This is a genomic window from Vibrio sp. qd031 (assembly GCF_002100145.1).
In the GTDB taxonomy this organism is placed as follows: domain Bacteria; phylum Pseudomonadota; class Gammaproteobacteria; order Enterobacterales; family Vibrionaceae; genus Vibrio.
This window is the reverse complement of the sequence record NZ_JXQD01000024.1, coordinates 640,616-653,093: the sequence shown is the minus strand read 5'-3', so window position 1 is coordinate 653,093 and position 12,478 is coordinate 640,616. Positions and strand designations below refer to the sequence as shown.

At 46.3% G+C, this 12,478-nt stretch carries 8 protein-coding genes; 6 read left to right on the top strand and 2 right to left on the bottom strand.

Annotated elements, in window-relative coordinates:
• Positions 1-47: 47 nt before the first annotated feature.
• The 4 genes from fkpB (at position 48) to tadA (ending at position 4,036) form a co-directional block, all read left to right on the top strand.
• Positions 48-473, top strand: coding sequence for an FKBP-type peptidyl-prolyl cis-trans isomerase (gene fkpB, locus ST37_RS11785; protein ID WP_084886683.1), 426 nt, complete (start codon positions 48-50; stop codon positions 471-473).
• A 93-nt stretch (positions 474-566) separates the two neighbouring features.
• Positions 567-1,511 (top strand): 4-hydroxy-3-methylbut-2-enyl diphosphate reductase, encoded by a 945-nt coding sequence (ispH, locus tag ST37_RS11780; protein ID WP_143698189.1) that lies wholly within the window; start codon positions 567-569, stop codon positions 1,509-1,511.
• A gap of 315 nt (positions 1,512-1,826) precedes the next feature.
• Positions 1,827-3,386, top strand: a complete 1,560-nt coding sequence (locus tag ST37_RS11770) for an AbgT family transporter (RefSeq protein WP_084886530.1) — start codon at positions 1,827-1,829, stop codon at positions 3,384-3,386.
• A gap of 143 nt (positions 3,387-3,529) precedes the next feature.
• Positions 3,530-4,036, top strand: a complete 507-nt coding sequence (gene tadA, locus ST37_RS11765) for a tRNA adenosine(34) deaminase TadA (protein WP_084886527.1) — start codon at positions 3,530-3,532, stop codon at positions 4,034-4,036.
• A gap of 341 nt (positions 4,037-4,377) precedes the next feature.
• On the opposite strand, the gene mltF is transcribed toward tadA, so the two are convergent.
• Positions 4,378-5,904, bottom strand: coding sequence for a membrane-bound lytic murein transglycosylase MltF (gene mltF, locus ST37_RS11760; RefSeq protein WP_084886524.1), 1,527 nt, complete (start codon positions 5,902-5,904; stop codon positions 4,378-4,380).
• A gap of 281 nt (positions 5,905-6,185) precedes the next feature.
• Here mltF and purL point away from each other — a divergent pair, with 281 nt between their 5' ends.
• Positions 6,186-10,079: a phosphoribosylformylglycinamidine synthase gene (gene purL / locus ST37_RS11755; protein WP_084886521.1), complete on the top strand. Its 3,894-nt coding sequence runs from the start codon at positions 6,186-6,188 to the stop codon at positions 10,077-10,079.
• 121 nt (positions 10,080-10,200) lie between these two features.
• The gene (locus ST37_RS11750) at positions 10,201-10,740 is read left to right on the top strand and encodes a DUF3332 family protein (RefSeq protein ID WP_084886518.1); all 540 of its coding nucleotides are present in this window, start codon (positions 10,201-10,203) and stop codon (positions 10,738-10,740) included.
• Between the two features lie 85 nt (positions 10,741-10,825).
• On the opposite strand, the gene ST37_RS11745 is transcribed toward ST37_RS11750, so the two are convergent.
• Positions 10,826-12,298, bottom strand: a complete 1,473-nt coding sequence (locus ST37_RS11745; protein ID WP_084886515.1) for an aminoacyl-histidine dipeptidase — start codon at positions 12,296-12,298, stop codon at positions 10,826-10,828.
• Between the last annotated feature and the right edge of the window lie 180 nt (positions 12,299-12,478).

The following is a 12,478-nucleotide window of genomic DNA, read 5'->3' as shown; positions in this document are numbered from 1 at the left end:
TACCCTCTGATCGCTTTTTTACACAAAAGGAATTGAAAGTGACTCAAATCATTGAAGCAAACAGCGCCGTCACGCTGCATTTTGAAATTAAGCTAAAAGACGGTTCAGTTGCAGACAGCACTCACCAAATGGGTAAACCCGCTAAACTCATCATCGGTGACGGTAGTCTTAGTGATAACTTTGAATCGCATTTGTTGGGATTAACCGCTGGCGATAAGCGAGCGGTAGAACTTGACGCGGAAGACGCGTTTGGCGCACCTAATCCAGATAACATTCACCATTTAGAAAGAAGCCGTTTCAATAATGCTGATGAGCTCGAAGTTGGTGTCATCATGGCCTTTGCTGGTCCAGATGGTCAAGAGATCCCAGGTATTGTTACTGAGCTTGTAGGCGACTCTGTCACGGTGGACTTTAATCACCCGCTCGCAGGACAAGATGTGATTTTCGATATCGAAATACTCGCTGTCGAATAATTTTTTAAGCCCTTTCGAGAGTTGAGCCTTCAATTTTGGCGAGGTACACTGTGCCTCCATTGCTAAGCTACTCGGTGTACTATGAGCAAAACCATGAAAATACTTTTAGCAAACCCACGCGGTTTTTGTGCAGGCGTTGATAGAGCTATCTCTATTGTTGAACGAGCGCTCGAAATCTATCAACCACCGATCTACGTTCGCCATGAGGTTGTTCATAACCGTTTTGTGGTTGAAGGACTTAAAGTGCGTGGTGCAGTATTTGTTGAAGAGCTCAATGAAGTTCCTGACGATAACATTGTGATCTTTTCGGCTCATGGTGTATCTCAAGCGGTGAGAGCCGAAGCAAAAGCGAGGCACTTAACAGTATTTGATGCGACTTGTCCTTTGGTGACAAAGGTACATATGGAAGTGGCTCGCGCCAGCCGTAAAGACACTGAAGTGGTGCTGATTGGTCATGCCGGTCACCCAGAAGTCGAAGGGACAATGGGACAATACGCCAGTGAAATTGGCGGTATGTACCTTGTTGAGACACCAGAAGACGTCGAAAAGCTACAAATTATCGATCCGACAAACTTGCATTTTGTGAGTCAAACCACGTTGTCGGTCGATGAAACTGCATCAGTAATCGAAAAATTACGCAGTGTGTTCCCGCATATTCAAGGGCCTCGAAAAGACGATATTTGTTACGCCACGCAAAACCGTCAAGATGCGGTTCGTGTTTTGGCACCGCAAGTCGATGCAATGATTGTGGTTGGGTCGAAGAACTCGTCAAATTCAACTCGCCTCAAAGAGCTCGCCGAAAAATTAGGTACACCAGGCTACTTAACGGATTGCCCAGAAGACATCGAAACACATTGGTTAGATAATGTGGATGTTGTTGGTGTGACTGCCGGTGCGTCTGCACCAGAAGAGTTGGTCAATCAAATTCTAACTCGTATTCAAGAGCTCGGCGCTACCGACGTTGAAGAAGTGCTTGGGCGTGAAGAAAATATGTTTTTCGAAGTGCCTAAAGAGTTAAAGGTAAAGCACGTTTCCTAATTAATACACTCTATTAAAAAACAAATAGGCAGTTTTGGCTATCGGAAATGGATAGTTAACGCTGCTTTTTTGTTCCCCAAAGTAAATCCATTAACAATATTGGCTATAATTGAAGCACATTCTTGGTGTGCTTTGTGTGAAAAATGAGCGGCTTGTTTTCTCATAAATGTCAAAACAGGAAAAAACTTCTCAAATTGATAGTTTAGGTCAATATTATGCTGACTTTTTCTATTAATTAATTGCATTGACGTTAAAATCTGTGCCGGACGTAGTTCAATCGTCTACCGCCAATAAATAAAAAATTACGGAGTTACCATGAGTAACCAAGCTACAACTAACACAACAGTACAAAAAGCAAGCGGCATGGACCGCTTCCTAAATGTGATTGAGCGTGTCGGAAACAAAATTCCCGACCCAGCTATATTGTTCTTTTGGGCACTGATCGCCGTTTGGGTTTTTTCCGCCGTTCTTTCTCAAGTTTCTTTTGATTTGGTCAACCCGCGTACAGGCGACGCATTGGTCATCAATAACCTTCTTACGGGTGAAGCTCTCGCGCACTTTCTTGCCAACATGGTCACCACCTTTACTAGCTTTGCTCCTCTAGGTATCGTGCTTGTCGCAATGTTGGGTGTCGGTGTTGCCGATTCTTCTGGTTTTATTACTACCGCATTGAAGAAAATGCTTAATGTAACACCAGCCAAATTCCTGACGCCAATGTTGATTTTAGTGGCGATTGTTTCGCACACTGCAGCAGATGCAGGTTACGTTCTGGTCATCCCTCTGGGGGGGATTATCTTCCATGCTGCAGGTCGTCACCCTCTAGCGGGTATTGCTGCTGCCTTCGCAGGTGTATCGGGTGGTTTTTCTGCCAACTTTATCCCATCGGGAATTGACCCTCTATTAGCAGGCTTTACTCAAACAGCGGCGCAAGTTCTTGACCCTGATTATGTGGTAAACCCTCTTGCTAACATCTACTTCACTGGCTTGTCTTCCATCATTATTGTTGCTATTGGTTGGTTTGTGACTGAGCGTATTATTGAACCACGTTTAGCTAAAACCCCAGTAGACGCAGATGCAGAAGAAGCGCCGGATCTTGGTTCAATTTCTGACAAAGAAGCAAAAGCATTCAAATACGCTGGTTGGGCAATGATGGCGGGTATCGCGCTATTGATTGCTGCAATCATGCCTGAAAACTCTGCACTTCGTTCTCCTGACGGCGAAATTACCGCGTTCTCTGCACCGCTGATGAAGTCGATTGTGCCACTCATTTTCATTCTATTTATCATTCCTGGCATCGTATATGGCCGTGTGGTAGGTAAATTCTCTAACAGTAATGACGTTATCAAAGCAATGTCTGACACCATGGGTACTATGGGTGCGTACATGGTTATGTCATTCTTCTGTGCACAGTTCTTGGTTGCCTTTGGCCAATCAAACATTGGTACCATGTTGGCACTCTACGGCGCGGAAGGTCTTAAAGCTCTTAACCTTCCTGGACAAGCAACGGTAGTCGGCATGATTCTATTGACCGCTATGGTGAACTTGTTAGTCGGTTCTGCTTCAGCAAAATGGGCATTGATCGGTCCTATCCTTGTTCCTATGTTGATGGCTGTTGGTATTTCACCTGAATTGTCCCAAGCGGCGTACCGTGTGGGCGACTCTGTGTCTAACATCATCTCGCCTCTAATGGTGTTCTTCCCATTAGTGGTTGTGTACTGTCAGCGATACGTCAAATCAACGGGTATCGGTACGCTCGCGTCACTGATGATGCCGTTCTCGATAGCGATGCTTATCGGTTGGAGTATCTTCCTACTGGCTTACTGGGCTTTGGGTATTCCATTGGGCATCCAAGCGCCTTACACTTACACTATGTAAGTGCTAATCATTTAATTAAGCCCTGCATACGCGGGGCTTTTTTTATACTGGTACTTGATTAAATAGGCGCCTTTATAGTTAGGTGAGCAGAGTACTTGAGGCACTTTTTAACGCCTGATACCAACTACGCAAAATGAGTAATCATGACTAAGCAAAGTGAACAAGATAACGAGTACATGCGAAAAGCCATGTCTTTAGCCTCCCTAGCCGAGCAAGAGGGCGAAGTTCCTGTAGGAGCGCTGTTGGTTCGCGATAATGAAATCATTGCGACAGGGTGGAATAGAAGCATAGGGCAGCACGATGCCACCGCGCACGCAGAGATACAGGTGATTCGCTCCGCAGGGGAGAAGCTTGAGAACTATCGTCTTACCGATACAACGCTGTACGTAACATTAGAGCCTTGTCCTATGTGTGCAGGGGCATTGCTTCACAGTCGTGTGGGACGAATAGTCTTTGGCGCCTTTGATGGAAAAGCTGGGGCGGCAGGGAGTGTATTAAATTTATTCGAGTCTCAGGCTGCGTATCACTATGCTGAGATAGAAGGGGGGGTTTTGGAACTTGAGTGCAAAGCGCAACTGCAAGCATTTTTTAAGCGCAGACGAAAAGAGAAAAAGGAATTGAGGGATAAACTAAAGAAAGGGGAACTTTAGCAAACATCAGTCTTTCACCGATGTTTGCTTATTTTTTTACTCTGCCAGAGAGGCGTAAGCGCGAGTGCGCATAATAACTTTTTTCTTATTATTAGCTAACATACGTTTACGACGATTGGCAGATACGCTTTGTTTTACGAGACGCTTTGATAACTTGCGTTTCATTCTCATAATACAGCCTCCAACAATGTAGTCGATCGATTATCCTCACCCATATGTATGGGCTTAAGAACACGTTTTAAAGCACAAATGTTACGAAAGGATGAATAAGAACCAAAGGATCTTAATCACATTCTACGGTAACAATAATGTAAAAGTTGACGCATTCGTGTGAACTCTATCTATTTTGTGGCAGAGGCCTCATTTGTGGTGGCCGCGGAAACCTCGTCACCCAACTCTATGGGCGCATTTTCGGTGCCGACAGCCCCAGATAGGGCAGGCTCAAGAGGCTGGATCACTTGAATATTGTCGAGGTCGATCTCTTCTTCGTTGGCCGGCGTTTTATCGACGTGACCAATGATGCTCTGATAGTAGCGACGAATGTTTTCGACGTAGTTCATCGCCTCATCTCCACGGGCAAATCCGTACCGAGTTTGCGAGTAGTATTTTTTTTGTCGTAGCAATGGCAAACGCTCTTTGACGTCACTCCAAAGGTCTGGGTTTCCACCTTGCGCTTTAGTGAGGCGTCTTGCATCCATCATATGACCGAAGCCAACGTTATAGGAGGCTAGGGCAAACCAGGTTTTTTCATGTTCTGCGATGGAATCAGGAATGCGCTTAACCATCTGTCGAAGGTATTTCACTCCGCCTTCTATGGATTGCTCTGGGTCTAGGCGATTGGTTACCCCGACACTTTTAGCAGTAGGAAGTGTCAGCATCATCATGCCACGAACACCAGTGGGGGATTTCGCGGATGGATTCCAGTGTGACTCTTGATACGCTACTGCCGCTATTAGTCGCCAGTCAAACTCTCCAGCGTGCTTTTTAAATAGTGGTTCCCATTTGGGTAAAGTGCTGTCAATGGCGCGAACAAAAGCCCGAGTATCAACATAGTCAAACTGCGAGATATGACCCAGATACTTTTCTTCTAACTGAGCCAGTTCTCCGCTCTGTTTGAGTTGGCCAAAAAACTCAATCATTAACGCATATAAGCCTTCGTCATCGGATTTGTTGGTGTACCAAGTAATGGGTTTATCTTCGGTGAGATCGAACGCAATCGACAAGTTTGGGTATACACGCTGCGCCAGTGACAAATCGACAGAGTTCGCCACTGTAAACTGAATGTCTCCCGTGGACACTTGCTTAAGTAAGTCATAGGTATCGGCATCACTGGAAATGACATTAATATCTGGATGCGTGTCAGCAAGTTGATTTAACGTTGCCTCAAAGTGACTGCCATCAACAACATAAACAGGAGCATCGCTTTCACTTAATTGAGTTAGGTTTCTGGGGCGGTTGGTGCCGTTTTGATACACAACTTGTTGGCTCACATAGTAGTAAGCCGGTCCTGAACGAAACTGAGTAAGTCGTTCTGGAGATTGGCTTATACCTGCAGCTACAACGTCAACTTGGCCCGCTTCTAAGGCGGGAAACAGTCCTGATAAACGATAGGCTGGTTTGATTTCTAAACTCACGCCTATGCTTTCGGCAAATCGTTCGGCAAGTTCATACTCTAGGCCCGTTGGACCATCAGGACCGATATAATAAGAGAGCTGATTATTCAGTGTGCCTACTCGCAACACACCACGTTTTTGGATCTGTTCGAGTTGACTGGTTTCTTGTGAGTCGATTTGGCAACCAGTAAGGCTAAACACAGCGAGCGACAGAAGCACAGTGGTGATGAGCTTGGACAAAACAGAGAACGGCATTGATACACTTTAGTTGTCAAATGAGGACTCAGTTTAGCAAACTCTTTAATGCGTGGAAATCTAAGCTGTAGAGTTTGCTCGTGCACTCACTTCACCGCAAAGGTCAGCCGAAAGCAATTATTTGCGCAAACGGTTGCTTTATGGGTTTAGTTCACAAATAAACTGCACTATAATACGCGAAAAATTAAGCAGTCTATTATTGGTATAGGTTTAGGTTTGATATTAAGTGCCTGAATTTATTCCAATATTTTCTTAATCAATTGCATAAGAGACCTAAGCACATGAGAATTTTGCGTGGTTCCCCAGCTCTTTCTGAGTTTCGCGTTAACAAGCTACTTGAACTTTGCCGTGAGCAAGACCTACCCGTTACTGGTCTTTACGCCGAGTTTATGCACTTCGCTGACTTAAGCGCCGAGCTCGATGAGGCTGAGTTAGACAAGCTAGAAAAGCTACTAACCTATGGCCCAACCATTGAAGAGCACGAGCCTCAAGGTCTTCTCCTACTGGTAACACCTCGTCCAGGGACGATTTCGCCTTGGTCTTCTAAGTCGACCGACATTGCACACAACTGCGGTTTAGGCAAAGTGACACGATTAGAGCGCGGCACCGCTTATTACATTGAGTCTTCACAGCCATTAACTGCAGAGCAAACCAACGCAATAAAAGCGTTGCTCCACGACCGAATGATGGAAGTTGTGTTTGGTGAGCTAGAGGCAGCAACAGCGCTGTTTACAACAGCTGAGCCTGCTCCAGTAGCGCAAGTGGATATTTTGTCTGGTGGCCGCCAAGCATTGTCTGAGGCGAACGTATCCCTTGGGCTTGCGCTGGCCGAAGATGAGATTGATTACTTAGTCGAAAACTTCACGAAACTGGGCCGTAACCCGAATGACATCGAGCTAATGATGTTTGCGCAGGCAAACTCAGAGCACTGTCGCCATAAAATTTTTAACGCTGACTGGACTATCGACGGCAAAAAGCAAGATAAGTCACTGTTCAAAATGATCAAAAACACCTTTGAGGTGACTCCTGACCACGTATTGTCTGCGTACAAAGATAATGCGGCTGTAATGGAAGGTTCAAAGGTGGGGCGCTTCTTCCCGAATCCAGAAACTCGCGAGTATGACTACCATCATGAGGCCGCTCATATCCTAATGAAGGTGGAAACACACAACCACCCAACCGCGATCTCTCCTTGGCCTGGCGCATCGACAGGCTCTGGTGGTGAAATTCGTGATGAGGGCGCAACTGGTATTGGTGGCAAACCTAAAGCTGGTTTGGTGGGTTTCACTACCTCTAACCTACGTATTCCAGGATTTGAACAGCCTTGGGAAACCGACTTTGGTAAGCCAGGCCGTATTGTCAACGCGTTAGATATAATGACAGAAGGTCCGTTAGGTGGCGCTGCATTTAACAATGAGTTTGGTCGTCCTAACCTTCTGGGTTACTTCCGTACATACGAAGAGAAAGTGACGTCACACGCAGGCGAAGAGATCCGCGGTTACCACAAACCTATTATGATTGCTGGTGGCATGGGTAATATTCGTGACGAGCATGTTCAAAAGAAAGAGATCCCGGTAGGCGCTAAGCTGATTGTACTCGGCGGTCCTGCAATGAACATCGGCCTTGGGGGTGGCGCCGCGTCGTCAATGGCTTCTGGCCAGTCGGCAGAAGATCTTGATTTTGCTTCCGTGCAGCGTGAAAACCCAGAAATGGAGCGCCGCTGTCAAGAAGTGATCGATCGCTGTTGGCAGCTTGGCGATGCTAACCCAATTGCCTTTATTCATGATGTAGGCGCGGGGGGTATTTCTAATGCTCTACCTGAGTTGTGTGACGATGGTGAGCGCGGGGGTAAATTCCAACTGCGTGACGTGCCAAATGATGAGCTGAGCATGAGCCCACTCGAAATTTGGTGTAACGAATCTCAAGAGCGATATGTTATGGCTGTCGCGCAAGAGGACATGGCGACATTTGATGCTATCTGTAAGCGTGAACGCGCGCCTTACGCCGTGGTAGGTGAAGCAACTGAAGAGCGTCATCTTACTCTCGAAGATAGCCATTTTGAGAATACGCCTATCGACATGCCGATGGACATCTTATTGGGTAAAACGCCTAAGATGCATCGCGATGCAACAACGTTAAAAGTTGATAGCCCTGCACTAGAGCGTGACGGTATCGAACTCAATGAAGCGGTCGATCGCGTACTTCGTTTGCCAACAGTGGCTGAAAAAACCTTCCTAATTACCATTGGCGACCGTTCAGTAACTGGCCTTGTTGCTCGTGACCAAATGGTTGGCCCTTGGCAGGTACCTGTTGCTAACTGCGCCGTGACCGCTGCCAGTTACGACTCTTACCATGGTGAAGCAATGTCGATGGGCGAGCGTACACCGGTAGCTCTGCTCGACTTTGGTGCGTCTGCGCGTCTTGCGGTGGGTGAATCCCTTACTAATATCGCAGGCACAGATATTGGCGACATTAAGCGTATTAAATTGTCAGCGAACTGGATGTCTCCTGCGGGTCACCCAGGTGAAGACGCTGGATTATACGAAGCGGTTAAAGCGGTAGGTGAAGAGCTGTGCCCAGCACTGGGCCTAACTATTCCTGTTGGTAAAGACTCTATGTCAATGAAGACCAAGTGGAACGAAAACGGCGAAGATAAAGAAGTCACTTCACCATTGTCTCTGGTTATTACAGCGTTTGGACGAGTGCAAGACGTACGCAGAACAGTGACGCCTCAGCTAAGAACAGACAAAGGCGACTCTAGTCTATTGTTGGTTGATTTAGGTAATGGCAAAAACCGTTTAGGCGCAACAGCACTGGCTCAAGTGTACAAACAGTTGGGTGATAAACCTGCTGACGTCGATAATGCAGAGCAGCTTAAAGGCTTCTTTGACGCTATGCAGACCCTAGTTCGTGAAGATAAGTTATTGGCTTACCACGATAAAGGTGATGGTGGCCTATTTGTTACTTTGGCCGAAATGGCGTTTGCAGGACACTGTGGCGTTAACGCTGACATTTCGGCACTCGGTGACGATACGCTTGCGGCTCTGTTTAACGAGGAACTTGGCGCTGTCATTCAGGTGGCTAATAGCCAACTTGAGAGCGTGAAATCGGTATTGGCAGCTCACGGACTAGAAAACTGTTCACATGTGATTGGTGCGGTTGAAGCATCTGATTCATTAGTGATCACTGCAGGCTCTAATATCATATTGGAGCGTAACCGTACTGAGCTAAGAACCATTTGGGCTGAAACAACCCATAAAATGCAAGCGCTTCGTGACAATCCTTCGTGTGCAGACCAAGAGTTTGCCGCTAAGCAAGACAATAACGATCCAGGCCTAAATGTTAAGCTAAGCTTTGACGTCAACGAAGACATAGCGGCACCATTTATTGCCACAGGTGCCAAGCCTAAAATGGCTATTTTGCGTGAGCAAGGGGTCAACTCTCATGTTGAGATGGCGGCTGCGTTTAATCGCGCTGGCTTTGATGCTATTGACGTTCACATGAGCGATATTTTATCGGGTCAGGCTGTACTCGACGAGTACAACGGGCTGGTAGCCTGTGGCGGGTTCTCATACGGTGACGTGTTGGGTGCAGGTGAGGGCTGGGCAAAATCAGTGCTATTTAACGCATCGGCTCGCGACCAGTTTGAAGGTTTCTTTAACCGTCAAGATACCTTCTCATTAGGGGTATGTAACGGTTGTCAAATGTTGTCAAACTTGCGAGAGCTTATCCCAGGAGCAGACCTGTGGCCTCGATTCGTGCGCAACGAATCTGAGCGCTTTGAAGCTCGCTTTAGCTTGGTTGAAGTTCAAAAGTCAGATTCTGTGTTCTTTAACGGCATGGAAGGCTCTCGTATGCCTATCGCCGTCTCTCACGGTGAAGGCCGCGTAGAAGTACGCGATACGCAGCACTTATCGGCGATAGAGCAATCAGGCACTGTGGCACTTCGTTACGTAGACAACCACGGCAATGCAACGCAGCAATACCCAAATAACCCAAATGGTTCGCCAAACGCGATCACTGGATTAACCACCACTGATGGACGCATTACCATAATGATGCCTCACCCAGAGCGTGTTTTCCGTACGGTTGCTAACTCATGGCACCCAGAAGAGTGGGGTGAAAACAGTGCGTGGATGCGTATGTTCCAAAACGCGCGTAAAAATTTAGGCTAGAAGCTTAATTCTAAAATAAAAATGCCACTCAATTGAGTGGCATTTTTGTTGGAACAAGTAGTAATAACTGAATTTTTTAGTCTACTTTTACTTAGAGCGTTAATTAAAAGGGACGAGTAAAATGAAGAAAATGACATTTAAAGCAGTGGGAACGTTAGTTATCGCAGGATCACTTGCAGGGTGCGTGGGCTCAAATGCGGTCACCGAGAAATTGATGATGTTTAACGTTGAAGTGGTCGATAACCGTTATGCTCGTGCTGGAGTCAATATTTTGTTGTCGCCTGTCTACGCTATTACCGTTGCGGTGGACTATGTCGTCGTCAACTCTATTGAGTTTTGGACCGGAAAAAACCCATTAAATGGTAAGCCACACATTTTCGACATGAAAGTCGATACCATGATGAATATTAACGATGATCTCGATCCTAGCTTAACTGACGCGCCACTCGATCCCATCTCGAATAATCGAATGATTGAAAAAGGCACCATGCAGAAAATTGATGAAAATACCTTCATCATGGATATCGTCTATAACGATGGTGCAGAGGCAACCTTAATGGGGGTTCGCAGAGGTGAAAATGTCAGTTACTACATGGATGGCGTATTGATCTCTCAAACTACAATGAGTCAATTGCAGATGTTGGCAGATGGGCAAATTTAGACTTTCTAGCCTACTAAGCAGAATCACAATGGGCTTACTGTAAAGTAAGCCCTTTTGCTTTGTGTAATGATGCTAGTCGTAGTCTCTAAGCTTTGGTTGGAATCGCTTCTAAAATACCCTGCATTTGCTGCCAATAAAGGTCAACCGACGCTATCTCAACTTTCTCGTCTGGAGAGTGAGGGAATTTGATCGTTGGGCCAAATGAAACCATATCCATCTTTGGGTAAGGTTCTTTAAATAGGCCACATTCAAGTCCAGCATGGATAACCATGATATTAGGTTTATGACCGTATATACCTTGGTACATGCTTCTGAATAGTGCCATGATCTCTGAATCCGGATCCGGCTTCCAGCCTGGATAAGTGCCGGAGAATTCAATATGTGCGCCAGCCAACTCTGCTAGTGATGCAAGGTGACTTTCAACTTGTTCACGACCGGAATCAATCAATGAGCGAATCAAAAACAGTACATTGATTTTGTCTGCTTCGGTGGTGATGACGCCTAGGTTTAGGGAGGTTTCAACCACTCCAGCTATGTCATCACTCATGCGTACGACTCCGTTAGGGGCGCTGTTTAGCGTGGCGATGAGCTGTTTCTGCGAAGCGCTGTCGAGCACATCAAATGACTCTGTGTATGGCTGAAGCAATACTTGGATATCGGTTTCAATCTTGCCTAGTTCTTGGGATAGAAGAGATTGGTAGTGCGTAACAAGCGCGTTTAGCTGACTTTCATTTGCTTGTGGTAGAGAGACCACTGCAAACGCCTCTCTAGGGATAGCATTACGTAAGGTGCCACCGTTAAATTGACTGACTTGAAGTTCAAGTTCATCGGCGTGGCCTGCTAAGAAACGAGCCAGCAACTTGTTTGCGTTGCCACGGCCGGTGTGAATGTCACACCCAGAGTGGCCACCTTTTAGGCCTTTAACGATCAATTTGAACGCTTTGCTGTTTGCCGCTGGGTCTTTGCGTGAGATGGACAGTGTCATCGCGGCATCCACGCCGCCTGCGCAGCCCATGTACACTTCACCTTCTTGCTCAGAGTCGGTGTTAAGCAAAATGTCACCCGATAGCCAGTTCTCTTTGAGGCCAAACGCCCCTGTCATTCCAGCCTCTTCATCAATGGTAAGCAATACTTCGATGGGGCCATGGGCAATATCATCAGAGTCCAACACCGCCAAGCACGACGCCATGCCAATGCCGTTGTCTGCACCTAAGGTTGTTCCAGTAGCCGTTACCCAGTCGCCGTCAATGTATGGCTTAATAGGATCGGCAGCAAAATCGTGGTCAGTGTCTTCATTTTTTTGCGGCACCATATCGATGTGCGCTTGCAGTACAACAGTTTTTTTATTTTCGTTGCCCGCTGTGGCCAGTTTCTTAATCAACACATTGCCCGTTTCATCTCGAGAGACATCAAACCCTTTGCCTGTAGCCCAAGAAATGATGTGTTGCGCCAGTGCTTCTTCGTGCTTAGAAGGGTGCGGAATAGAGCAAATTGTTGAGAAAAACGGCCAAATAGGGTTGGTAGTGCGTTGTTGAATTGACGCCAGAAAGTCTGTCATCACAATCTCCTTATAGTGCGGGTACCCTATTTGGGTACTCCTAATTATTGCGTTGTAGTGCTAGATGTCGCTTATCACGACATCTGATGCTATTGATGCGCGTATTGGATGAAATTAACGACTGATATTAACTCTTTTTACAACATTTTTAAAACAACAAACCAATAAACTTCTCGTCAC